Consider the following 21,831-nt stretch of genomic DNA (forward strand, 5'->3'; position numbering starts at 1 on the left):
TATAGGTTTATCCAAGGCTTTATATGAAATCGGCAGATCGTCGCGCCAGATTCGCCGGCGTGTTGTTCCGAGGTGCAGAAAACCGGGGTTTGTTGCGATGCCCGACACAGACCACCGCCCGAATGTTCCGGACCTGCCGCCGGAAGACAAGATGGGCTTTGCCGTGCCGAAGACGCCGGCCCACTCGCTCATGCTCCTGAACCGCTACATGCGGACCGACATGCTGCAGCACATCCATGTGCGTCTTCACAAGATGAGGGATGAAAACGAGCCCGGTTCCCCTTTGCATCATATGGCGAAAAGCCTCGAACAGGTCATCGGCACCTGGGACGGCATCAACCTGGTCGAATGCTTTACCCGCAACCACCTCCATATCGATCCGGATTACGAATTCCGGCCGGAGCAGGATTACCTCCACGACATCAGGCTGATGAAGCATCACCTCAAATGCCACAGGTCAACGATCAAGGAGCTGGATCGCTGGCGCTAACGCCGTGCCGGAATGTCGGAAAGCCCACCTCGGCCGCTTAAGTGAGTTTTCTGTTCCGTTGCTACTCAATGCCCTTTCTTCCTCTTGAGAATGTTCCGCTTGAGCCGCGAGGCTTTTGACCAGGCCAGCAAAGCGCCGACGAATGGTCTTATTTTCAATGCGAGCGAAGGCCCGGTTCAACGCTAAGCCCTCAGCGCTGGACAGAAACTCCGCCATCTCGTTGTCAACGGGCGGAGTACGAGCAACGCCCTCGCGGTCGTGCATGTCCTCGAAGAAGTACGAGGGGGCGACGTCGAGAACGGCCGCGATTTCTGTGAGGCGACTTGCGCTTACCCTATTGGTCCCTTTCTCGTATTTTTGCACCTGCTGGAACGTGAGGCCGATCGCCCCGGCTAAAGCCACCTGTGTCATGTCGCGCCAGACGCGCCGCATACGGATTCGGCGTCCAACATGAATATCGATCGCGTCGGGTTCTTTTTTCTTAGGCACACCACGGGTCACGCAAATCTCCTTGCTTATGCTCGCGAGGGCTGAACCTCTTTTGTTGTTGGACCATCGATGAAACGGAGCCCGTTATCTGTGAGGTTCAACCCCCAACTCGTTCCCTGTGCAATAACGGGATGGTTGATTTCGGCCAGCTCATTGTCGAGCAAGACGCAAACTCGGCGCCACGTAATTCCGGCCTCTTCGCCTTGCACGATCAGCTCTAAATCGTGAAGGGCATCCAATCTCCGTTGTCCGGAGAGAGGTTGCTTATTGTTCGGCAGGATGCTCATCAGCTTCCGCCCGGATCGAGCTTCAGATATACGCGATCCTCCCAGGATTTCCGATGCCAGCTATAGGTTTGCCCGGCCTCCTCGTCGGCGTTCTGTTCCAGAACCGTGCCCTTGACGGTGACGGTGACGGTTCCAGTCGCCGGCAAGCCGATCGAGTTGAGGTCAGCCAAAGCCTGTTTCGGCACCACCGGCGTCGAGATCACGACCGAGCCATCCTCCTGACGTTCAACCGTCAAGAAATTGTTGCCGGACCGTGACTTGGTGGCGGGGAAACCGATCGCCGGATTCGATTCAGTAAGTTCGCCTTCTAGGCTCATTGCCAGATCAAACCGGCCTCCCCCTACATAGACGAAGCGCTCCATTCCCGGCATCGTCGCTGCCAAGGCCTCTTGGCCCTTCATCTTCTCATCGGCGTCGGGCGGAATCTCCTGCCTATCCTGCAGGGCCTTCACATAACGAGGGTCGGCCAGACGCCCATCCAGTTCAACGGAGTAGGAATAGCCCGAAAGGTCAATCGTGGCGTTGAACTCCTCCGGCGCGAGGCAGCCGCTCAAAAGAGCGGCCGTGCCGAGTATGATAGGAAGCCGGATTCCGGCACGCCCAAGTGCGATCATCGCTCGCCTCCCGTCCTGTATGCCCCCGGAAACACGATGTCCTGATCGACTAGGATGTTGAAGTTGTAGCCAGGCCGGATTTCCAAAGTCGGCTGGACATTCAGATTGCGGTCGATGGTCTTGTCAGCCACGCGGCCGAACGATTCCGCGAAGTTGCGGCGGGCCGCATCTTCTGGCCGTTCTTGCGAGACACCGAAGGCATTGGTGCTGCTTTCCGGCAAGGCCATGTCGATGCCGGTCCCGATTGCCGCGACCAGAATGGCGGAACCGAAGGTGCGCCAGAAATGATTGTTCACCTTGTCGCGGAAGCCGCCATAGCCCTGTGTATCAACGCCTGCCATGCCGCCGATCTGCAGCGTGGAGCCGTTCGGGAAGATGATATCGGTCCAGATGACGAGCGCACGTTGCTGACCGAAAGAGACTTCGGAATCATAACGGCCAAAGAGCTTCGTCCCTTGGGGGATCAGAAGACGGTGGCCGGTGGCGCTGTCATAGACATTCTGGCGAACCTGGGCGGTGATGCGCCCGGGAAGGTCGGAGTTGATGCCGGTAATGAGCGTTGCGGGGATCATCGAGCCGCGTTTGAGCTCATAGGGCGACATTTGCGGGACGACCTGATTTGGCAGATAGCCAAGATCGGCCACGTCCTGATTAAAAAACGCCTGCTTTCCAGCCTGATTGTTCTGGTCGCCTGCACCGGCTTGACCACCAAGCCCGGCGCGCATTGCGGCCGCATAGAGGTCGGACATGCCGCCCGTACCGGCAAGCGTTGTCCCCTGCCCTTGCCCCTGTTGCTGACCAGACTGTTGGGCCGCGTCGAGATTGGTGATGTCGATCGCCATAGGGCTGTTGCGAGCATTGCTCTGAGCCTGAATTGCCGCAAGCTGCTGGCGATGGCGCTCGCGCAGCAACGCTTCTTCCTGCTCGCGCAGGAGACGTTCGCGCCAATCGGCTTCCGGCTCTAATGTCGTCTGCTGGACCGTCTCTTGCCGTGTCGTCGGCTGGAACGGGTTCACGGCCGGTCGATCCTCTTCGACGGCGGTTTCCGTTGACGGCTGAATAATGACCGGATCAGGCCGAGGCTCGCCGATCACGCCGTCGCCAATGCCGCGCTTGATTTCATCGGCAAAATCGCTCGCAGGTTGCCCCTGGGTTTGGTCCGGCTGTTCCCCGCCCCTCATCAGGCCGCGTTGCGACAGGCCCCAAATGATAACGCCAAAAAAGAGGACCGCGAGCCCGATGAAGATGAAGATCGGCAGTCTGTTGAGACGCCGGATCTTCGGGCGGTCTTCATCAGGACCGGCATTCAAATCAATCGAACTCATAGCCAGGTCCTCTTAGCTTTCGGCGCGGCGCATGACCGACACGGGGCTTGCCGGAACGGCAATGCCCGTCGAGGTCGAATAGGTACGGGCCAATTCAACGGTCGGCGTGGAAAGACGCACGAGGACCTGTCCATCAGCCGTGTCGACGGTGTAGGCAAGCGGGATCGCGCCCGCGCCGGTTGCCGCCGGATCAACGGCATAGCCCCAGCCTCGCAGTTGCTTGTCGAGCGATGCCGCAAAAGCGGAATCGTCGCTTTTGAGAGCGATCGTTCCGGTCCCCGGTCCGACATTCTCGGCAAGTTTTGCAACCATGTCGCCGGCGACGGCATCTGCCGCGATGCTATCGAGCTGGGCCGCATCCATGCTGGCAACAGGGGAGAAATAGCCCCCTGTCGTGGTGCAGGCCGCGAGCGAGGTCGATATGATGCCGATGGCAAGCGCGCGTGAGATCTTCATGGAGAAGTCAGACATGACTATCCCCTCCTGTTGATTGTGATTTTCTGCTGACGGCTCCCGACGCCGGAAACGAGGATGGCCCGATCGATCAGATAGTCGACGACCATCATATTGTTGTTGAGCCGGTAATTGACGATCTGGTTTTGCCCGCCCGAAACGACATAGAGGACCGGCGCATCGCCGCTCCCCAGGTGGCCAGGGAACTGGATATAGGTCTTCGTTCCGTCCGTGTAGACGCGCGTCGGCTTCCACCTGGCGCTGCCTGACATGGAGAAATTGAAGTTGAGGTTTTCGGCCGGAACGCCGGCGCCGGGGATCACGCTGTCGGAGATCCGCTGGTTCACGACCTCGAGCTGCTTGCGAATGTCTTCCGGGTAGTTGAAAGCCACGCGCGCCATGTAGCGTGAGCCGTGGGATTGCAGATTGATGTGGTAGGTCCGGCGCGATGTGGTGACGACCATGGACGTCTTGAGCCCGGCTTCGGCCGGCTTGACGATCAGGCTGATGCGCTGGCCTTCCGGCGAACCGGAAGATGCCGGTTCGACCTGCCAGCGCACGGTATCGCCCACCAGAACGTCGCGCACGGCTTCTCCGGCCTGCAACTGGATTTCGCACAGTTGCAGGGGGGAGCAAACGACCGTCGGCTGCGTCTCCCCATAGAGATAGATCACCTGCCCGTCCGGGCCTTTCGTCATGACCGCGCCGGCATTCTGCCATTGCCCGGATATGCCGATGCCCTTGTTGGCGTTGAAGTCGGCCGACTGTCCCATGCTCGGGGCAACCGTGCTGAAAACCAAGGCTGTAGCGCACACGCTCGCGCGCAATTTCATCATATTGAACATCACTCTCTCCGCGAGCGTTTTGGCTAAAGTTGGGCCGTCCAGTCGAAGTCCTGGAGGTAAAGGCCGATGGGGTTCAGGCGAATGATAGCCTCGTCTTGAGGTGGCGATAGTGTAACGGTCGCCACTCCGCGCCAGCGTCGCGTGCGCAGCTCTTTGCCGGCGCGATCCCGCTCGATTTCGGACCAATCGACCTGATAGCTCTTGTTCGAGAGCGCCACGACATTGCTGACCTCAACCGAAACGGTGACAGTCCGCGCCCGGTCGAAGGGCGAATTGTTGCGGAACCAGTTGTTGACCTTCTCTGTTGATGGGTCGGATTTCCGCAGCATCGCGTATGTGCGATCGATGTAACCCTTCTGGACAATGGTATCGGGCGTGATCGAACGGAAGTTCGAGATCCACGTGCCGAGCATGGCGCGCACGACGCGCTCGTCGGCATATTCGATCTGCGCTGGGAAGCCGCCCGAAACGGAATTGCCGAGCTGGTCGACCTCGACGATGTAGGGCACCAGTTTGACCTGGCTCGACTGATACAGCCCATAGCCGAAACCGATCACGGCCATGGTCATGGCGAGGATGCCGATCGTGCGCCAAGCGTTGGCAGAGCGGGTCGCGCTGCCATACCGCTCATTCCACTCGTATCGCGCCGCGAGATACGGATTTTCGGGATTTTTCAGCTTCGCCATGACCTAATTCCTGACGTTGGAGAGACGCGGGCCATGCCGCTCATTTCTGATTGCTTTTGACTTTGGGATTGCTCAGCCCCATCGACGGGCCGCCGCTTCCGCGCGAGCCATGAAGGCCAACCGCCTTGTTCAAGGCGTCGTTGGCCATGTTGCGGGCACTGGTCGAGACCCCTGCCCGAGCGCCTGCCATGGCCGAACCAAGAGCGCTTGCGCCCCCGGCCTTTGCAGCACCAGCGGCGGCAACCCCGGCGCCGACGCCAGTTGCCGCAGCGGCGGCAAAAGTGGCGACTTGAGCGCCGCCACGAATGGCTTCCATGCCGTTGCTGGTGGAGACACCCTGGACGACGCCCTGAATAATGTTCGGGACATGAAGTGCGATCATGAAGACGACGACCGAAAGGCCGGCGATGATCAAAGATGCAAGCCACTCCTCACCAGCAGTCGCATCATCGGCCAATCCGATCAAGATTTCCGAGCCGATGCGCGCAATCATGACCAGCGCCATGAGCTTCATGCCGACGCTGAAGGCGTAGACCAGATATTTAATCGCAAATTCCTTGGTGAAACTGGAACCGCCAAGGCCGAGCATGATCATACCGGCGAGCAGGCCGACATACATTTCCACCAGCACGGCGACGAAGATTGCCGCGACAAGGGAAAAGCAGATGACCACGATTGCGACGGCGATAACCGCCGCGATCGCCATGGCATTGTCTTCGAACAGACCGAACTTGATCTGCTCGGAGAGCTTCGAGGCCACGCGGATACCGGCGTTGAACACGTCCGCAGGAGACGCCGACCCGCCATCGGCGCCGAGCTGGAAGAGACTGTCTACGATCGATTTTGCGAAGTCCGGCCCTTGCTGAAGGACGAACAGAAAGAAGCCGATGAAGAGGATCCGGCGCACCAGCTCTGCAAACCACGTATCGAGCGAAGGCGAGGCTATTGCGAGCCAGACGGCGGCAATGCCAAATTCGATACCCGCCAAGATCCAGAACAGCGAAGTGGCCGCGTTCATGACGGTGGATTCCCACCCTTGAGTGGCAGACCGCACCTGGTTTTCCAGATTGGTGAGGACACTGCCTTCCTGTGCGATGGCTGGCTCAACCAAAGCGAGGGCGGCAATGGCGAAGGTCGCCATTCTCAAAATCGATGCGGCGCGCATGCTGAAAACCTCTGCTGGTTCAGAAACGAGGTGCCATTTTCTGGCCGCCCGAGGTTGGATAGTCGTCCGGATTGGACTTGAAGAAGTCGCCGGCTTTTTCCTGCGCAGCCTGGCGCGCAGCGGCTTCCTCTTCGGCAAGCTCAACTTGGCGAGCAAGCAACGCCTTCACCTCCGGATCGGTGTTCGGAATGACGACATAGGACAAAGCCCCGCCCGCGACAGCGGACAGGAGGGCAATCACGATGACGATGGGGAGCTTAACAACAGTCATGCGCTTACCACCTCGGCTGCATTTCTTGACCGCCGGAGGTGGACGGCGATGTGCTATTAAAGAACTGCTCCCGCTTGTTCTGCGCGAGATCCTTGGCGGCCTGTTCGGACTGGTACCAAGCGCCCATCATGGTCGATTGCTGTGCAACAAGGCCGCGAAGCTTCTGCATCTGTTCGACCTGTTGGCTGGCGATCGAATGCCCGACCTGTAGCGCCTGCATCTGGCCAACCGCCGACTGCGACTGCGATTGCAGCTCGCGCATGGTGCTCTGTTCGCTGTCGAACTGTTGAGCCGTTAGACCGGCTTGCGCCAATGTCCCGCCGATCGTGTCCCGGTTGGTCTGCGACCAGCTCTGATACTGGTCGGAGTAGTTTTCCCCGCCCTTCACACCGCTGGCAAATTCCTCGAAGCTCGGAAAACGCTGCTTTAGAACGTCGTCCAATCCGCCCATCGAAAAGGCGATGCCATCGCCCTGCTGGACGAGATTGCGAAGTTGATTGAGGTCCTGCTGCGCCTGCCCCCAAATGTTATCGGGCAGCTTTTCCAGATTCTGCAGCATCGTCCGGTACTGGTCGAGCTGGTTCTGAATCTGCGTCATCTGGTTGGTGATCTGTGTCACCTGATTGTTGATCTGGGTGACGCCCTGCCCCGATTGCTCCAGCAATTGGACATTGTTCAAAAGCTGCGTCCATTCGGTCGCGCCGCCAGTGGCCGCGCCGGCATGAGCCGAGCCGGAAATGCTAAGGGCGAGCAGGACCCCCGCGACGGTGCTACGAAGCAAAGAGTTTGTGAGCATTCTCGATTCCTCTCGTCTGAAGCCAGTGCCGCGGCCACTCATCGCCGTAGTGGGTGTGCAGCTCCTCGATGCGCTTGATGTCGTCCTTGCCGGCGGCGCCGACGAAGGACAGCGTGATTGGGCCGAGCGCCATGTCGAACAGGCGCCGGCCGTCCGGCGAAACAACGTAATATTCCCGCTTCGGGATGGCCGTGGCGACGATCTCGATTTGCCGGTCGTTGAAGCCGATCTTCTCGTAGAAGTCGCGCGTACCGGTTTCGCGCGCAGCGCCGTTCGGCAGGCAAATCTTGGTCGGGCAACTTTCCTTGAGGACGTCCATGATGCCGGACTTGTCCGCATCCGAGATCGACTGCGTTGCCAGGATGACCGCGCAATTGGCCTTACGGAGGACCTTCAGCCATTCGCGGATCTTGTCGCGGAATGCCGGATGGCCGAGCATCAGCCAGGCCTCATCCAGAATGATCAGGCTTGGAGCGCCGGTCAGGCGCTTTTCAATTCGGCGGAACAGGTAGAGCAGGATCGGAACAAGGTTGCGGTCCCCCATATTCATCAGCTCTTCGATTTCGAAGGTCTGGAAGTTCGAGAGCTTGAGGCCGTCCTGTTCCGCGTCGAGCAAATGCCCCATGGGACCGTCGACCGTGTAGTGGCGCAGCGCGTCCTTGATAGAGCGCATCTGCACGCCGGACACGAAATCTGAAAGCGAGCGCCGTTCTGATTTCGACATAAGATCGACCTGGTGCGAGATCGCGTTGCGATGGTCAGGCGTGACTTTTTCGCCCTGAAGCTCGATCAGGGTTTCGATCCACTCAGCGGCCCAAGCCTTGTCGCTATCGGATTCCAGATCCGACAAAGGGCAGAACGTCAGTTGTTCCCCTGCCCCAACATCGTAGTGATCGCCGTTAACCGCCAGCGTCAACGGATACATCGACTTGCCCTTGTCGAAGGCGAAAAGCTGCGCATCCCTGTAGCGCCGGAACTGCGCTGCGATCAGGGCCAGGAGCGTTGATTTACCCGAACCGGTCGGCCCGAAAATCAGCGTGTGGCCCAGGTCGCCAACATGAAGGTTCAGCCGGAACGGCGTCGAACCAGAGGCAACCTGCATCAACGGCGGCGAACCCTCCGGATAGAAGGGGCACGGGTTTACCGCTTCACCGGACCAGACCGAGTTGAGCGGCACCATGTCGGCCAGATTGCGGGTGTGGATCAGCGGCTCACGAATGTTGGCGTACCAGTTGCCCGGCATGCTTCCGAGAAATGCTTCGGTTGCATTCAGGGTCTCGATACGGGCCGCAAAACCTTCGGCCTGGATCAAGCGGCGAACCGCTTCCGCGCGTTCGCGCAGCTTGGCCTCGTCATTGCCGAACATGACGATGACCGGCGTGTAATAGCCATAGGCGACGAGCTGCGAATTGGCCGCTGCAATCGCGTCCTCGCTTTCCGACACCATCAAAAGCGCATCCTGATCAACAGAACCGCTATTGGTCTTGAAAAGCTGGTCGGTGAAGGGGCGAACCTTCTGCAGCCACTTCTTGCGGGTGCGCTCCAGTCGCTGGCTGGCCTCGATAGGATCGAGAAAGACGAAACGGCTGGACCACCGATAGGTGAGAGGCATGAGGTCGAGAACGTTCAGAATGCCCGGCCAGCTCTCGGCCGGAAAGCCGTCGATCGCCACGACCTGCATGTATCGGCCGTCCACCATGGGCGAGAGGCCGTGATGAAATTCGGCCGTCGCGAGATAGTCGAGATACATGGGCACGGCAGGCAGGCGAACCGGATGGTTCTCGCCTACGAGGCAGAAGCGCACGAACTGGAAAAGATCATCATATTTGGCGGTGCGGAAGCCGCCGCGCTCCTCTGCTTCGTGCGTCACCATGCGCCGGATCGAGACGACGTTGCCCATGTACTGCTCGAACTCGCGGATCTGCGCACGGAAATATTCAAGCGTGCGGTCGGCAAAGCTGGTCGAGCGGCTTTCGTCGTCAGAATAGATGTATTTCACCAAGCCGGACTTGCGCTTTTCCGGCTGGCGATAGGTCAGGATAATGGCGTGCTGGCTTTCGTAGTGGCCTTCGGCCGTTTCGAAGCGCTGGCGCCGCTCGTCATCTATCAACGAGCTGACCGGATCGGGGAAATAGGACTGATCCTTGGTCGGATATGAAGTGGTCGGAACGCGCACGGCTTCGACCTGAATCATCCAGCCCGAACCGAGCCGGGCGAGGATGGAGTTGATCTGGCGCGACACTTCGTTGCGCTCGAAATCGGTCGAGCTTTCGCTATCGGGACCGGCAAAATACCAGCCCGCCATCAGCGAGCCGTCCTTCAGCAGAATAATGCCGTTTTCGACCAGCCCCGCATAGGGCAGAAGGTCCGAGAACGACGCGCCGGTGTGGCGGAATTTGGAGAGAGCTACCATCGGTCAATATTTCCGCCATGGCGTGGAAGTCGGCCGGTAATACGAGCGGTATCTGATGTGGCGGAGGTAGACCTTGCGCATCAGCGGATCAGCTTTCGCCATCATGCGCAAAAGGCCGACGACCACGATCCAGATCGCGAAGCCGAGCGCCGCCGATACCATCGTGAGAACCACGAAAATGAGGATGACCGCTGCAAGCCCGGTGATCAGCACCAGTTCGCGGTCAGCCCCGAAAAGCAGGGTTGGCCGGGACAGGGCGCGGTGAATCCGCGCCCTCTCCAAACGGCTTTCCTGCTCAGCCATTAGCCGGTCCCCCAGGGACCGGCTTGAGGGCTTCCACTTGCTCCGGAACGCCGATCGACGCGCCGCCCGCGCCAAACAGGCCGACAATCTGCGTTGCGCCGAGCAGGATGCCGGCGACAAGGACCACGTACATCAGACGGCGGGCGAAATCGTTCAGCTCGCCACCGAAGATCAGCATGCCGCCAGCAATGGCGACGGCGGCAAGCGCGATGGCGCCGGCGACCGGCCCGGTTATGGATTCCTGGATCTGTTCAAGCGGACCTTCCCAGGGAAGCCCGCCGCCACCACCAGCAAGAGCCGGTTCGATCATCATCAGTGAAGCGGCAACGAGGCCGAGTAGCGTCAGCAATTTACGCGACATGGAGTTTTCCCTGTGTTTCAGACTTGTGGTTGCCGATAGGCGTGATGAGGTATTTTCCGTCGCGGAACCCCTCGACCTTGAGGATTTCCCGAACAACGCGCCCGCCTGGGGCGCGTTCGATGGAAACGATCAGATCGACCGCCTCCCCGATGACTTCGGGCATCGGTTGGGTGCTGACTTCCGCGACAAGCTGCTCGAGGCGAGTGAGAGCGGCATAGGCATTGTTCGAGTGAACCGTCGCAATGCCGCCCGGGTGGCCTGTATTCCATGCTTTCAAGAGCGTCAGGGCCGCGCCATCGCGCACCTCGCCCACGATGATACGGTCAGGCCGCAACCGCATCGTCGATTTCAGGAGACGGCCCATGTCCACCGTGTCCGTTGTATGCAGGATGACGTGATTTGACGCCGAGCATTGGATTTCGGCGGTATCCTCAAGGATCACCAGTCGATGCTCCGGGGCCACGTCGACCAGCTCGCGAATGATCGCGTTGGTGAGCGTCGTCTTGCCCGTACCCGTGCCGCCCGACACCACGATATTCCACCGATTTGCAATCGCTTCGCGAACGACGGCGATTTGCGCCGCGCTCATGATCCCGTCGGTCATGTACTGGTCGAGCGTGATCAGCATCGATGCGCGCTTGCGGATCGTGAACATCGGAGAGGGTGCGGCCGGGGGCAAAAGCCCCTCGAAACGATGGCCACCCAGGGGCAGTTCACCAGAGATAATCGGCCGGTCCTGGTCGACTTCGGTTTTGAGCGCGTGAGCCACGCGGCCAATCACCGCCTCGGCGTCATGGGCGCTCATTTCACCTGCCGGCTCCATGCCAGCACCAATCCGCTCTATAAAAAGAGTGCCGTCAGGATTGAGCATGACCTCGACAACCTTGGGGTCATCGAGGGCGGCAAGGATCGTCTTGCCGAGTGCGTCGCGAAGACTGTTTTCCAGCCTGCGGCGCGATTCCTTCGCTCCGTCCCTGCTCAAAAGAAGACCCTCTCGCCATCAAGTCCTATTGCAAACCAGTAATTCGGTTACTGAGTTAGCCAGTAGCATGTGTCAACCCGGCGACAGAGGAAACATGACTCAGGGTAGCGACTTTTACACGGAATCCGAGAGTATGTGACACAGTTGCACCAGACACGCAGCATCGCCTAGCCGCAAAAATGCGACTAAGGAGAAACAGCCCGCCATCAAAACGATGGCTGGACTTTTCTATATGTGAAAGTTAAAACGGATGCAATCGCACAACCGACTCATTTGGCATCTCGTGAAGCAGATCGTAGAAAACGCCTTTCCGGAGGAAACAGCCGCCTCTCGCTTGCAGCAAGTCGCGGTGCTGTTGACGATCAATGCCCTGCAAAATCAGCCGGAGCCTTTGACCACTCAGCGACTTGGCGAGATCTACGGCCTCAACGCCTCACAGACGCACAAGCTCGTTACCCGGCTGGTCGAGCGCGGCCTGGTCACAAGAGAACAGATTCACAATCGTTTGGGGCGCGGCCATGCGTTTGCACTTCGCCTCGTAGAGACGCCCGAATTGAAGATATTTCGTGATGCAATACTAAATGAGGGAAATTAAATATAGGAACCAATGACTAAGGCGACCGGAGACAATATTATTCAAGGTCCATGGGACCTTTGCTTTTACCAATCGTCAACGTTCCGGCCGGCGCATCTAGCGCGTGACCGTGCAATACTTGTGGACCAACTCGCCGTTACGCTCGCGCTCGCCCGAGCGGCCAACGACTCACTGCCTGTCAAAGTGTCGTTCCTCGTCACGTGCCTGGGCATGGACCACAGTCGTATTCTCTGTGCTCTCGCCCATCTTCTTCAGACCAGCGTAATCGATCGAGACATGATCGATTTTGATTGCACTGGCCTCCTGTCTGATACGCGGGAGGGCCGATGTTAGGAACATCGTTACTGGAATATGACCAAAACGGAGTAGACTTACGATGGCGCAAGAGATTCGCGCCACGGAGGCCTGCCCCGTAAGCGGACGGGGCTAATACCGTTAGCGTACCTGCGGATCGGTCCTCAGTTTCATTTTGTCCCGATCCTCAGAAAAAATATGCGGTCCGCACATTGGGATGATCCCAATCCGCAGATTTTCCTAATCGACTTGGACAGGGTTGCCGCGCCGGAGCGAATCCGGCACAAATACCCAAATCACAATACTGCAAATAAAAGGAAACCGTTTGAACTCAGCCCAGAAAAGATAAAGGCCCCGAAGCCGAAGCGACGGAGCCTATCTTCAAACCCAGGGTCGCCAAACCCCGAGCAGCTTCTGAAACTTGCTCTTGAAGATAGTCTCTCCGGAAAATTTGTCAACCACAAACGCCGCTTTGGCGAACGGGTCTGCTTTGCCCTGCAACAGGAGATCCTATGTCAAATCCAACCGGTTTCCGGGCGATGACGCCTGGAATAAACAATGCGCACACCCTTGCCGAACAATGGGGCACGCAGACCGCCGTTCAGAAAAAACGGGCGGTCCTTGCCTTCAACAAAGCATCATCACTGCTTGGGCTCCATGCCCAGGCGATCCAGCTCATGAACTGCCTCTTGAGCTTCACCCGCGACTGCGATTGGGAAGCAGACAGCCGCCCCTTGGCCTGGCCGGACAATCAACGGCTCATGGACGAACTGAACACGTCCCTGGCTACAGTGAAGCGGACCTTGCGCCGGCTGGCCGAAACTGGCCTGATCACCTTCAAAGATAGTCCATCAGGCCGCCGCGTCGGTCGCCGCAATCCGCATTCCGGCAGGATCGAAGTTGAGCGGAGTTACGGGATCGATCTTGCTCCCTTGGGCATCAGGACTCCGGACCTCGAGGCGATGGCCGAGGCGCAGGAACGCCGTCAGGCTTACACCCGGTCCCTGGCACAGCAATTCACGCGCGATCGGAAGATGCTGACCTCCTATATCGAATCCGGCCTCGCCTACGATCTACCCGGCCCATGGCGCGAGTGCGCCGACGAGCTGGACGAGCTTGCCGTGCTGCGGCGCGGCCGTTGCTCGACCGAACGGCTGGAAGATCTAAGTGAACGCCTCGCAGCCATCCTTGAGCGGGCACGCACGGCCTATGCCGCGGCCGCTGACAAATTCGAAGATCAAGCCGCCCGCCCCACCCCGTCAGGCACAGGGCAAGCGGGTCAGAAAGACATGAATATGAGCCCCTTGGGGTTCACCAGTGAGCCGCACATACAGAATACAACCGAGAGACAAATCCATGATTTGTACAGAAGAGAGCGGCGTTCCGCTAACGCGGAACAACTCGATTTGATCAGCGCCGGCTCTGCCGGCGAAGAGGGCTTAGGAAATAAGCCTGAGCGAGGCGAGACACCAGAGCAACCGACAAAAATCGAAGCAAGGCCGATCGATCCCCCAACTCTGATGGTGCTTTGCCCGGAATTTGGGCAGTGGATAGTTTCCCGAGGGCGCGTTACATGGGACGATATAGTTAATGCCGCTGAAAAAGTGGCGAAACCGAGCTTGCAGATCCCGGATTCGACATGGGCGGCCGCCTGCCGGATGCTTGGCCGTCAAACCGCGGCCGCGGCGGTCGCGTTGATCTACGAGAAACATGAGGATGGACTGATCGATAACCCAGGAGCCTATTTGAACGGGATGTTGTCGAAGGCGGAGGCCGGCCAGCTTCATCTTCCGGCCTCGCTGTTCCATTGGCGGAAGCCGCGAAAAGAACGCCGCGCGCCGTCAACCCCGACATACCGAAACTAAGCGGAGATCCACCATGCAAATGTCGATGCGTTCCGACAACGCAATCAAAATCCTGCTCTATCTGGCCGCGCAGCTCGAGGACCGACTGGTGCCAGTGCCCGAGCTGGCCTTTGCCGTCTCCATTTCACCGTTTTCCATGCAGACCCTCATCAACGACCTGGCGCAAGCGAACCTCGTCCGCACGACTAGAGGCCGCAACGGTGGCGTCAAAGCAGTTCGCGACCTGGCGAATGTCCGCGTGTCGGAAGTGATCGCCGTCGGGGAACAGGAAGCGGGATGGAAATTCACGGAATGCGACAGATCGCCGGACTGTGCGTGCTTTCTCAATGGCCGGTGCTCGCTGCGTAACATGTATCGGCATGTGCAGGAGCAAATCATGGTCATCTTCGAAGGCTACAGCATGGCGCAGTTGCGAAGCGCCGAAACGGATGCCGCAGCGCGTGAACGCGCAGCGTTATTCCGGAATCGGCCGTGTCCCGAGAAAAAAGACGGAATGACAAGGCAGCCAGAAGTGAATGCGATGCCGTAGCATCCGATCAAAGGGCTCCCAATGATGCAGAAACCAAAAATTTGGGCGTTGGCGTTGATCCTGATCGCGGCCGGAGCTGTTCAAGCCGAAGCGCAATCCCGTTCCGGGCTCGTTTCCGTGGCAAATGGCAGCCGGTTCCAGTTGCAAGGTTCGAACCTGTGGGTGCGGCTTTATGGAATCGAAACCTGTGATCTGGAGCAGAGGGCCTTTTTCAACGGCGTCGGCTGGCCGTGCGGGATCGTCGCCGCCGGATGGCTTACGCAGATCACTTTGGGCTATGCAATCAAGTGCATAGACGAAGGTTCGGCCGAGTATGCAACGTTTTATGGCCGGTGCTTTTTGCCGAGCGGTGAGGACATCGCAAAGCTTGCCCTGGAAAAGGGCATGGCGATTGCCAAACGAGTAAATGGCGAGCCGATCGAGGAAAGCTATGGTCTGATCGAAGCCGAGGCCAGGGAGAAGAAAGCTGGTGTTTGGTCTTCAAATTTCCAAAGCGGCGGTAACTTTTACCGGGCTGCTGATTGATTGAGCGACCCTATGTTGGGCAATACCAGAGATTTTCGGGCGCGTTCGGGCCAAGGCCCGACCCGGCTAACCCCGCCCTGAAAGGGCTTACCGAGCCGATTATTCCATGCCTGGGGGCATTCCTAAGTCCTGCCGGCGTCTCCTCCGGAGCCGCCATCATGCCAGGAAAGCCAACCCCCGCCAGTCGATCGTCTCGGCCTTCGGGGGCTATCCGTCGCGCAGACCGATATTGCGTAGGTCAAATCCCCTTGTTCATCCGGAGAAGAGCCTGAATCAGGCTGAAAAGCCGATGGAAGAGATAGTCAATATGTTCGCCCCTTGCGACCTGCTCTTTCTCTTTTTCCGAGTGGCGTATTTGCATGTTGTTGCCTATCCACGTGAGCTCCTTGGCCTCTCTCTCCAAGGCCTCGCGAAGTCGCGGGGAGGATGCTTCGGCTGTGGCGTCGAGGAGAGCGGAGAGCTGTGCCTTCTTGTCTGGTCCTGGACCCAAGGTCTTAAGCCGCTCCCAGGCATCCCATAGTGTTTCCAGCGATTCTCGGCGCACCGCACGGTCAGGGTCAAGAAACTTCCGACGCGCTGTTTCCAGCATGCGGTTCAACTCCGAATCTCCTGTGCGGAAATGTGCCGATTCAAGTTCTTCCCTCAACACAGGGGGCGCGAGACGTTCGATGCTGCCATCTACCTTGAGTTCGTAGGCAAGCCCGTTCCGCCGAAGAATTCGGTTGATGTCCTCTCGAAACTGGCCGCGGCCGGCTCCAACATCGAACCGCAGATGATGGTGTTTGAAATACTCGTGATAGCCGACATGCATAGGCTTTCCGACGCATCGCCAGCAGAATTCGATCGCATCGAGGATATCTAACGTCCTCGGCATTTCAATCGCGTCGTACCAGGCCGGTAACGGGAGTTCCTGAAAATTGGGAATGTCTCCCTGCATTCCCTTCCAAAAGGCATCCGCGTCGGTGCCAATGGGTCCATTACCATCGGGACAGGGATTGGGGTAAGTCGCGCCGAAGGAGCCATCTTCAATTCGTGCGGCGATGAGTGCCCCAATACCGCCCCACGCCCCTTCGCCAATTTCCCCCTTTTCCCGAGGGCGCTCACCTTCTTCTTTTTCGCTGAAATAGTTCACGGCCCAACCTTTATTCGTCCTTGGGGGTTTTGCCGAAGGCATATCCCATTGCGCCGGCGATCAGTGTTGCCGCCTCTCCGGTGAGAGCGCCATTTAGCGCGAGGATTCCAACAATCGGAACTGCAATGGTGAGCACCGTATAGCGGATGAACTGCCACCCAATTCCTTTGGCCTTGTCCTGGGGATTTCCCCGGCGATTAAGATAGCCGACAATCAACACGCCCGGAACTACCGAGGCCAATATCACCGAAACCCATGTCATGACTTTCCCCTCCCGCTTCTAGCCGAATATACACGAGTTTCATTTTGTGACCGCCTCGACTTTAGGTTTCCGGTCGGTTCTTCGAGTTGGCCGTCTTCACAGCTTCGAGCCGATTAGCCCACGAGGTATTGTGGCCGCCCAGGGCGGCCTCTTTTTGATCCTTTAGAGGGGAAAGAGGGTCGCTGCCCCCTCTCCCCTGCAAGCCGAAAACCGGCATCCCCCATCCTTCCCTCACTCCCTGGCGCCGGCCGAGACCGGCCCCCATCCATTCGGTGCAGGACGCGCCGCGGATCTTGCTGACGCGGATCCGCATGCGCGCCCCTTCGGGGTGGGTGGTCCCCCCTGCCCGTTTGTCGGCTTGCCCCCCTCTCCCCCGCTGTTCCGCACGAGCTCGGGAGCAGGAGCGGGGCTCCTGCCCCTTCGGGCAGGAAAGCCGCTTCGCGGGAAAACGGGAAAAGGAGAAACCCCATGAAACTCATCTTCGAGGCCGCAGGCCTTACCGCGTTCTTGGCCGCCGCCATGACGCTCGCCATCGCATTCGCCGCTTAACCCTTGCATATCGGAGACACCATCATGACCACCACCAACGAGACGATCACCATCCCCTTGAACAAGCTGGACGTGGACCCCCTGAACGTCCGCAAGACCCATAGTGCTGAAGGCATCAAGGAGCTTGCCGCAACCATCCGAGCAGACGGCTACAGGCTGTTGCAGAACATCGTCGTGAGGAAAGGTGACAAGAAGGGTCGCTATTTCGTGACGGCTGGCGGTCGCCGCCGCGCCGCTCTGCTGTTGCTTGCCGAGGCGGGCGAGATCGCGAAGGACTTTCCCGTTGAATGCAGGGAGCGAGAGGCCGAGGACGCTACGGCGATCAGCTTGACCGAGAACCTGCACGAGGCCATGCACCCGGCCGACCAGTTCGAGGCGTTCAAGGCGATGGCCGATCAGGGAAAACCTGTTGCCGACATAGCCGCCCGCTTTGGCACGACCGAAATCATCGTCAACCGCCGCCTCGCGTTGGCGAAGGTCTCGCCCGTTCTCATGGCCGCATATCGTGCCGAGGAACTGAGCTTCGAGCAGCTTGCCGCCTTCACTATCAGCGATGACCACGCCCGACAGGAGGAAGTGTGGAACGGGTTGCAATCTTGGGATCGCAGCGCTCACACGATCAAGCGCCAACTGACCGCCGAGGAAGTGCCCGGAACCGATAAGCGCGTTGCCTTCATTGGTGGTCTTGCCGCCTACGAAGCAGCGGGAGGCCCGGTTCGCCGCGACCTGTTCACTGAGGCGGGCGGCTATGCATGTGACTCCGGCTTGCTGGAAACGCTGGTGCTGGCCAAGCTGGAATCTCTGGCCGAGCCGGTAAAGGCGGAGGGCTGGAAATGGGTGGAGTTTGCCGCCAAGCAGCCCGATAATCTTTATCAGTTGGGCCGCGTGTATCCGCAGAAGGTGGAATTGAGCGAGGCCGATCAGGCAAAGCTCGACCAGCTTTCCGAAGAATACGACAGCCTTGCCGAGTTGATCGAGGCGGGAGCTGCTGACGAGGACGCCGAACCCCGGCTTGCCGAGGTGGAAAAGCAGATCGACGCCTTGCGGGACGCCGAGGAAACCTATCAGGCCGAGAACTTGGCAAAGTCCGGAGCGATCCTGACCCTCGATTATCACGGGCGGCTGGCCATCCATCGCGGATTGGTCCGGGACGAGGACCGGGACGCCCAGGGTGAGCCCGGCGAGGGTGAAGGCGATGACATCGAGGCCACCGGGGAAACGGCATCGAAGGGAGCCAAGCTCACCCATTCGGCTACTCTGATCGAGGATTTGACCGCACAGAAAACCGCAGCGCTGCGCGTCGAACTGGCGAACAACCCCGATATCGCTCTTGTCGCCGTGGTTCATGCCATGCTGCTGCGCGTGGCCTATGGTTCCGGGCTTGTGTCCGAGCAAAGCGCCCTGCAGATCAGCTTGACCCATGAGCGGCTTGAGGGATCGATGAAGCGCCCCGACGACAACCGGGCGCTGGCAGCGTGGGAGAGCATCAAGGAGAACTACGGCCACAAGATCACCGGCAACCCCGCCGATCTTTGGGAATGGTGCCTCGACCAGTCCCGCGAGGAACTGCTGAACCTGCTGGCCTTTGCCGCCGCTCACACCGTCAACGCCGTAGAAGCGAAATATACCGGCGACAGAAAGAAGGCTTTTATCCATGCCGACCAGATCGGGCAGGCCCTCAACGTCGATATGCGCGATTATTTCACGCCGACCGCCGAGAGCTATTTCAGCCATCTGAACCGGCAGAGCATCGAGGCCGCAGTTGCCGAGGTTCGCGGCGCTGATTTCGCCAGCGGTGTTTCCGCGATGAAAAAGGCCGAAGCCGCCGCCTACGCCGAAAAGGCCGTCAAGGATAGCGGATGGCTCCCCGCCCATATCCGCATTCCCCCGGCCACCCCGGACGAGGCCGAGAGCGCCGAAATCCACCCGTTCCCCGTGGCGGCTGAATAACCAGCCGTCATTCCCCCCGGCCGCGCTTTCTCCGGCGCGGCCGGTCCCCTTTTCAGCCTCGGAATGAGAGAACCAATGTCAGACCTTCGCCCCCTCACAAACGAAGAACATGCCGCCGTGCTCGAATACGCGCTTGCCCATGGCGCGGACTGGAAAGACGAACTCAACACCGACTGGATGAACGCACGGACGACCGGAATCCTGCAAGCGCTGCGCAACTCGCACGGCCCGTCATGGCTTGCCGATTATTCTCTGGCTGACTGGCCGCGCTCGCTGTTCAGCGCAGAAACGACCCTTGCCCATACCCCCAGCCCGAGGCTTGCGGCGCTGGCGTGCCGCAAGCTCATCCTCGCTTACGTGGACAATCCCGAGCAGGTCAGGTGGGAAGACGTTCAGGACGCCTTGGCCGTCGCCATCGAGGCGTTTGGCTTGCCGGTGAATTTCATCGAAATGGCAAGGGCCGTGGCTCCCGATTGAGGGGAGGCCCGCGCCCCCTCCCCTCAAGCTCCCCTTCCCGCCTCAGCCTCGCCCGTGTCGGGCGGGGTTTTACATTGCGAGGATATGTAAAAGAGGATATTATAATATCCTTGAAAGGATATGCTGCTATGCCGCTCTACATCAAAGACCCCGAGGTGGACAAACTCACCGAGGAACTTGTCGGATTGACGAACTCCACGAAGGTCGAGGCTGTCAAGGCCGCGCTCATCCATGAGATCGCACAGCGCAGGGCCAGTCTGCCCATGCGCAAGCGACTTGCCAAGTCTCTTGAAATGGCGCGGGCCATCGGCCCTTTCGCGCCGGGAGATCACAAAGCCGAAACCGATGAAATGTGGGGCGAGGACTGATGCTGTTTGTTGATGCGTCGGTTGTCGTCGCCATTCTCGCCCAGGAGCCGGATGGCACCGAGCAGATGGACCGATTAGAGCAGGACGGAGGCCCGTTCTTCATGTCGGCCATCGTTCGTATGGAAGCCACGCTTTCTCTGACACGGCGGCTGGCCGAGGCCACCGGCAAGGACAAGCCCGCGACACCGGAAATGTTCGAGAAGGCCCGTCGCCTGGTCGATCAGTTCGCCGTCGATCTCGCAGCTCGTGAAACCATGATCAGCGGCGACGTGGGCAACAAGGCCCTCGATGCGGCGCAGCGCTATGGCAAGATCGTCAATCATCCGGCCAAGCTCAACATGGGCGATTGCTTCGCCTATGCCTGCGCCAAGGCGTATCGGTTGCGGCTCGCCTACAAGGGCGACGATTTCACCGAAACCGATCTGGCTTGATAGCGGCAGGTCTTTCACCGGTTCCCGAACCCCGCCGCGTTCACGCGGGGTTTCCTCACGCCAAAGGATCAGCATTCCCGAAAATGCAGGCGCCAGAATAGCTTGCAGCCAATTTTCGCCCTATAGTCGTGATGCAGCTTGAGACTTCCAAGATGGAGCAGAAGCGCAGCACCGAGCGAGAGGAAGGCAAATGGAACAGCTATTTTGGACACTCGCCTATGGCCTCGGCGTCATCGGCGCTTGCCTGTTCGCCCTGATGACCTTTCAGCACTATTCTTCCAAATATGCGGGATACAGGTTTTTCACGACCCGCAGGCTGTTCGGCCTCAGCCTGATCGCCGCGCTTTTTCACGGTGCCATCTATCTCGACACCGAGACGGATCATCTTGCAGATTGGCCCTGGGCGATGGAAGCGATGATCGCAGTCGCTGGCATCCTCGCACTCTACATCGTCGTCAAGAGCATCTGGCATGCCGGATTTGTTTGGGCTTTGGCCGGAACCAGCCTGCAATTCACCCTGCTCTATTTCCTTGGCCCTCTGCTGGCGATCATGCCGCCAGTGATCGCCTTCTATGCAGTGTTCAAAGATTCCGGGGTGAGGTTCCGACCCTTCGCTGGCACTGCGCAGCAAACGACAGTCTATATCAACCAGACCACCTATTGAGCATGTCCGAAATCATCGAATTTGAAGGCGAGCGGTTCCGTGTTCGCCGCCGCCCCGGTGTCATAACGCGGTTGCGTGCAATTCTTGTCATGCGCGCCTACCACAAGGCCGAGCGGCCATATACTCGTCTCATCCGTGAGTTTGAGGCCCTTGAGGGCCAGCGAGAGGCAATGCTGAACAAGTTATCCAGCTTGACCCTTGCAGGCGCAGACAAAAGCGAGAAACAGTATTGCATGCGCGAACTGTTCCGGATCAACGAGCGTTTTGGCGACCTTGCCGCGCCTTGGGTGAAGGCGGAGGCCAAGATGATTGCGGCCCGCAAGGCGGTTGATCGGGTGCTTGCAACAGTCGGATTCGAACCCGCATCTTGAGCTGAAACTGATTGTCAAGGTGGCCGCCCAGGGCGGCCTCTTTTTGATCCTTTAGAGGGGAAAGAGGGTCGCTGCCCCCTCTCCCCTGCAAGCCGAAAACCGGCATCCCCCATCCTTCCCTCACTCCCTGGCGCCGGCCGAGACCGGCCCCCATCCATTCGGTGCAGGACGCGCCGCGGATCTTGCTGACGCGGATCCGCATGCGCGCCCCTTCGGGGTGGGTGGTCCCCCCTGCCCGTTTGTCGGCTTGCCCCCCTCTCCCCCGCTGTTCCGCACGAGCTCGGGAGCAGGAGCGGGGCTCCTGCCCCTTCGGGCAGGAAAGCCGCTTCGCGGGAAAAG

The 21,831-nt window shown here is 59.3% G+C and carries 26 protein-coding genes and 1 pseudogene; 11 read left to right on the forward strand and 16 right to left on the reverse strand.

All coding sequences use genetic code 11. From position 1 onward, the window contains the following. Window positions 1–97: 97 nt before the first annotated feature. The gene (locus C7441_RS22295; protein ID WP_109614750.1) at window positions 98–490 is read left to right on the forward strand and encodes a hypothetical protein; all 393 of its coding nucleotides are present in this window, start codon (window positions 98–100) and stop codon (window positions 488–490) included. 99 nt (window positions 491–589) lie between these two features. Here the strand turns inward: C7441_RS22295 and C7441_RS22300 are convergent. The 14 genes and pseudogenes from C7441_RS22300 to trbB form a co-directional block, all read right to left on the reverse strand. Beyond that, window positions 590–997 (reverse strand): annotated as a pseudogene (locus C7441_RS22300) (helix-turn-helix domain-containing protein); the annotation flags it as partial. Window positions 998–1,005: 8 nt separating this feature from the next. Next, the gene (locus tag C7441_RS22305; protein WP_109614752.1) at window positions 1,006–1,266 is read right to left on the reverse strand and encodes a hypothetical protein; all 261 of its coding nucleotides are present in this window, start codon (window positions 1,264–1,266) and stop codon (window positions 1,006–1,008) included. Beyond that, window positions 1,266–1,880, reverse strand: a complete 615-nt coding sequence (locus C7441_RS22310; protein ID WP_109614753.1) for a hypothetical protein — start codon at window positions 1,878–1,880, stop codon at window positions 1,266–1,268. The genes C7441_RS22305 and C7441_RS22310 overlap by 1 nt, the downstream gene beginning before the upstream one ends. Then, the gene (trbI, locus tag C7441_RS22315; protein WP_109614754.1) at window positions 1,877–3,205 is read right to left on the reverse strand and encodes an IncP-type conjugal transfer protein TrbI; all 1,329 of its coding nucleotides are present in this window, start codon (window positions 3,203–3,205) and stop codon (window positions 1,877–1,879) included. The genes C7441_RS22310 and trbI overlap by 4 nt, the downstream gene beginning before the upstream one ends. 12 nt (window positions 3,206–3,217) lie before the next feature. Beyond that, window positions 3,218–3,676 (reverse strand): conjugal transfer protein TrbH, encoded by a 459-nt coding sequence (gene trbH, locus C7441_RS22320; RefSeq protein ID WP_109614755.1) that lies wholly within the window; start codon window positions 3,674–3,676, stop codon window positions 3,218–3,220. A 2-nt stretch (window positions 3,677–3,678) separates the two neighbouring features. Further along, a complete protein-coding gene (trbG, locus tag C7441_RS22325; protein WP_109614756.1) occupies window positions 3,679–4,503 on the reverse strand; it encodes a P-type conjugative transfer protein TrbG in 825 nt (274 codons plus the stop codon). 23 nt (window positions 4,504–4,526) lie between these two features. Then, window positions 4,527–5,189: a conjugal transfer protein TrbF gene (gene trbF / locus C7441_RS22330; RefSeq protein WP_109614757.1), complete on the reverse strand. Its 663-nt coding sequence runs from the start codon at window positions 5,187–5,189 to the stop codon at window positions 4,527–4,529. Window positions 5,190–5,229: 40 nt separating this feature from the next. Beyond that, entirely contained in the window at window positions 5,230–6,354 is a 1,125-nt protein-coding gene (gene trbL, locus C7441_RS22335; RefSeq protein WP_109614758.1) for a P-type conjugative transfer protein TrbL, read from the reverse strand. Window positions 6,355–6,373: 19 nt separating this feature from the next. Next, complete coding sequence (locus C7441_RS22340) at window positions 6,374–6,625, reverse strand: DUF2749 domain-containing protein (protein ID WP_109614759.1); 252 nt, start codon at window positions 6,623–6,625, stop codon at window positions 6,374–6,376. 4 nt (window positions 6,626–6,629) lie between these two features. Continuing rightward, on the reverse strand, window positions 6,630–7,421 hold the full coding sequence (gene trbJ / locus C7441_RS22345) for a P-type conjugative transfer protein TrbJ (protein ID WP_109614760.1): 792 nt from the start codon (window positions 7,419–7,421) through the stop codon (window positions 6,630–6,632). Then, window positions 7,396–9,834, reverse strand: coding sequence for a conjugal transfer protein TrbE (locus tag C7441_RS22350; protein ID WP_109614761.1), 2,439 nt, complete (start codon window positions 9,832–9,834; stop codon window positions 7,396–7,398). The genes trbJ and C7441_RS22350 overlap by 26 nt, the downstream gene beginning before the upstream one ends. Window positions 9,835–9,837: 3 nt before the next feature. Continuing rightward, window positions 9,838–10,137: a conjugal transfer protein TrbD gene (locus tag C7441_RS22355; RefSeq protein WP_109614762.1), complete on the reverse strand. Its 300-nt coding sequence runs from the start codon at window positions 10,135–10,137 to the stop codon at window positions 9,838–9,840. Next, a complete protein-coding gene (locus tag C7441_RS22360; protein WP_109614763.1) occupies window positions 10,130–10,498 on the reverse strand; it encodes a TrbC/VirB2 family protein in 369 nt (122 codons plus the stop codon). The genes C7441_RS22355 and C7441_RS22360 overlap by 8 nt, the downstream gene beginning before the upstream one ends. Next, window positions 10,488–11,480: a P-type conjugative transfer ATPase TrbB gene (gene trbB / locus C7441_RS22365; protein WP_280523580.1), complete on the reverse strand. Its 993-nt coding sequence runs from the start codon at window positions 11,478–11,480 to the stop codon at window positions 10,488–10,490. The genes C7441_RS22360 and trbB overlap by 11 nt, the downstream gene beginning before the upstream one ends. Window positions 11,481–11,730: 250 nt before the next feature. Here trbB and C7441_RS22370 point away from each other — a divergent pair, with 250 nt between their 5' ends. From C7441_RS22370 to C7441_RS22385, 4 genes are all read left to right on the forward strand, one after another. Next, window positions 11,731–12,075: a MarR family transcriptional regulator gene (locus tag C7441_RS22370; RefSeq protein ID WP_109614764.1), complete on the forward strand. Its 345-nt coding sequence runs from the start codon at window positions 11,731–11,733 to the stop codon at window positions 12,073–12,075. A gap of 806 nt (window positions 12,076–12,881) precedes the next feature. After that, window positions 12,882–14,234, forward strand: coding sequence for a plasmid replication protein RepC (gene repC / locus C7441_RS22375; protein ID WP_109614765.1), 1,353 nt, complete (start codon window positions 12,882–12,884; stop codon window positions 14,232–14,234). A 19-nt stretch (window positions 14,235–14,253) separates the two neighbouring features. Further along, complete coding sequence (locus C7441_RS22380; RefSeq protein WP_210205693.1) at window positions 14,254–14,763, forward strand: RrF2 family transcriptional regulator; 510 nt, start codon at window positions 14,254–14,256, stop codon at window positions 14,761–14,763. 21 nt (window positions 14,764–14,784) lie between these two features. After that, window positions 14,785–15,288: a thermonuclease family protein gene (locus C7441_RS22385; RefSeq protein ID WP_146201552.1), complete on the forward strand. Its 504-nt coding sequence runs from the start codon at window positions 14,785–14,787 to the stop codon at window positions 15,286–15,288. 238 nt (window positions 15,289–15,526) lie between these two features. Here the strand turns inward: C7441_RS22385 and C7441_RS22390 are convergent, their stop codons facing one another. Beyond that, window positions 15,527–16,420: an AbiJ-NTD4 domain-containing protein gene (locus C7441_RS22390; protein ID WP_210205694.1), complete on the reverse strand. Its 894-nt coding sequence runs from the start codon at window positions 16,418–16,420 to the stop codon at window positions 15,527–15,529. 10 nt (window positions 16,421–16,430) lie between these two features. Then, window positions 16,431–16,682 (reverse strand): hypothetical protein, encoded by a 252-nt coding sequence (locus C7441_RS22395; protein WP_109614769.1) that lies wholly within the window; start codon window positions 16,680–16,682, stop codon window positions 16,431–16,433. Between the two features lie 573 nt (window positions 16,683–17,255). Between C7441_RS22395 and C7441_RS22400 the strand changes: the two genes are divergently transcribed. From C7441_RS22400 to C7441_RS22425, 6 genes are all read left to right on the forward strand, one after another. Then, window positions 17,256–19,181 carry a ParB/RepB/Spo0J family partition protein gene (locus C7441_RS22400; RefSeq protein ID WP_109614785.1) on the forward strand — a complete coding sequence of 642 codons (1,926 nt, stop codon included), beginning with the start codon at window positions 17,256–17,258 and terminating at the stop codon, window positions 19,179–19,181. Window positions 19,182–19,256: 75 nt separating this feature from the next. Next, window positions 19,257–19,658, forward strand: a complete 402-nt coding sequence (locus C7441_RS22405) for a hypothetical protein (RefSeq protein ID WP_170125233.1) — start codon at window positions 19,257–19,259, stop codon at window positions 19,656–19,658. Between the two features lie 128 nt (window positions 19,659–19,786). Then, the gene (locus C7441_RS22410; protein WP_109614771.1) at window positions 19,787–20,026 is read left to right on the forward strand and encodes a type II toxin-antitoxin system VapB family antitoxin; all 240 of its coding nucleotides are present in this window, start codon (window positions 19,787–19,789) and stop codon (window positions 20,024–20,026) included. Next, window positions 20,026–20,457 (forward strand): type II toxin-antitoxin system VapC family toxin, encoded by a 432-nt coding sequence (locus tag C7441_RS22415; RefSeq protein ID WP_109614772.1) that lies wholly within the window; start codon window positions 20,026–20,028, stop codon window positions 20,455–20,457. Before C7441_RS22410 ends, C7441_RS22415 begins: the two co-directional genes overlap by 1 nt. Before the next feature lie 190 nt (window positions 20,458–20,647). Beyond that, on the forward strand, window positions 20,648–21,121 hold the full coding sequence (locus C7441_RS22420) for a hypothetical protein (RefSeq protein ID WP_109614773.1): 474 nt from the start codon (window positions 20,648–20,650) through the stop codon (window positions 21,119–21,121). Window positions 21,122–21,123: 2 nt separating this feature from the next. Then, a complete protein-coding gene (locus C7441_RS22425; protein WP_109614774.1) occupies window positions 21,124–21,492 on the forward strand; it encodes a hypothetical protein in 369 nt (122 codons plus the stop codon). Window positions 21,493–21,831 lie beyond the last annotated feature (339 nt).

It is taken from the genome of Pseudaminobacter salicylatoxidans, from assembly GCF_003148475.1.
GTDB lineage: Bacteria > Pseudomonadota > Alphaproteobacteria > Rhizobiales > Rhizobiaceae > Pseudaminobacter > Pseudaminobacter salicylatoxidans.

Coding starts and splice junctions, on each gene's coding strand:
- C7441_RS22295 (WP_109614750.1), top strand. CDS start 98: ATGCCCGACACAGACCACCGCCCGAATGTTCCGGACCTGCCGCCGGAA.
- C7441_RS22305 (WP_109614752.1), bottom strand. CDS start 1,266: ATGAGCATCCTGCCGAACAATAAGCAACCTCTCTCCGGACAACGGAGA.
- C7441_RS22310 (WP_109614753.1), bottom strand. CDS start 1,880: ATGATCGCACTTGGGCGTGCCGGAATCCGGCTTCCTATCATACTCGGC.
- trbI (WP_109614754.1), bottom strand. CDS start 3,205: ATGAGTTCGATTGATTTGAATGCCGGTCCTGATGAAGACCGCCCGAAG.
- trbH (WP_109614755.1), bottom strand. CDS start 3,676: ATGTCTGACTTCTCCATGAAGATCTCACGCGCGCTTGCCATCGGCATC.
- trbG (WP_109614756.1), bottom strand. CDS start 4,503: ATGTTCAATATGATGAAATTGCGCGCGAGCGTGTGCGCTACAGCCTTG.
- trbF (WP_109614757.1), bottom strand. CDS start 5,189: ATGGCGAAGCTGAAAAATCCCGAAAATCCGTATCTCGCGGCGCGATAC.
- trbL (WP_109614758.1), bottom strand. CDS start 6,354: ATGCGCGCCGCATCGATTTTGAGAATGGCGACCTTCGCCATTGCCGCC.
- C7441_RS22340 (WP_109614759.1), bottom strand. CDS start 6,625: ATGACTGTTGTTAAGCTCCCCATCGTCATCGTGATTGCCCTCCTGTCC.
- trbJ (WP_109614760.1), bottom strand. CDS start 7,421: ATGCTCACAAACTCTTTGCTTCGTAGCACCGTCGCGGGGGTCCTGCTC.
- C7441_RS22350 (WP_109614761.1), bottom strand. CDS start 9,834: ATGGTAGCTCTCTCCAAATTCCGCCACACCGGCGCGTCGTTCTCGGAC.
- C7441_RS22355 (WP_109614762.1), bottom strand. CDS start 10,137: ATGGCTGAGCAGGAAAGCCGTTTGGAGAGGGCGCGGATTCACCGCGCC.
- C7441_RS22360 (WP_109614763.1), bottom strand. CDS start 10,498: ATGTCGCGTAAATTGCTGACGCTACTCGGCCTCGTTGCCGCTTCACTG.
- C7441_RS22370 (WP_109614764.1), top strand. CDS start 11,731: ATGCAATCGCACAACCGACTCATTTGGCATCTCGTGAAGCAGATCGTA.
- repC (WP_109614765.1), top strand. CDS start 12,882: ATGTCAAATCCAACCGGTTTCCGGGCGATGACGCCTGGAATAAACAAT.
- C7441_RS22380 (WP_210205693.1), top strand. CDS start 14,254: ATGTCGATGCGTTCCGACAACGCAATCAAAATCCTGCTCTATCTGGCC.
- C7441_RS22385 (WP_146201552.1), top strand. CDS start 14,785: ATGATGCAGAAACCAAAAATTTGGGCGTTGGCGTTGATCCTGATCGCG.
- C7441_RS22395 (WP_109614769.1), bottom strand. CDS start 16,682: ATGACATGGGTTTCGGTGATATTGGCCTCGGTAGTTCCGGGCGTGTTG.
- C7441_RS22400 (WP_109614785.1), top strand. CDS start 17,256: ATGACCACCACCAACGAGACGATCACCATCCCCTTGAACAAGCTGGAC.
- C7441_RS22405 (WP_170125233.1), top strand. CDS start 19,257: ATGTCAGACCTTCGCCCCCTCACAAACGAAGAACATGCCGCCGTGCTC.
- C7441_RS22410 (WP_109614771.1), top strand. CDS start 19,787: ATGCCGCTCTACATCAAAGACCCCGAGGTGGACAAACTCACCGAGGAA.
- C7441_RS22415 (WP_109614772.1), top strand. CDS start 20,026: ATGCTGTTTGTTGATGCGTCGGTTGTCGTCGCCATTCTCGCCCAGGAG.
- C7441_RS22420 (WP_109614773.1), top strand. CDS start 20,648: ATGGAACAGCTATTTTGGACACTCGCCTATGGCCTCGGCGTCATCGGC.
- C7441_RS22425 (WP_109614774.1), top strand. CDS start 21,124: ATGTCCGAAATCATCGAATTTGAAGGCGAGCGGTTCCGTGTTCGCCGC.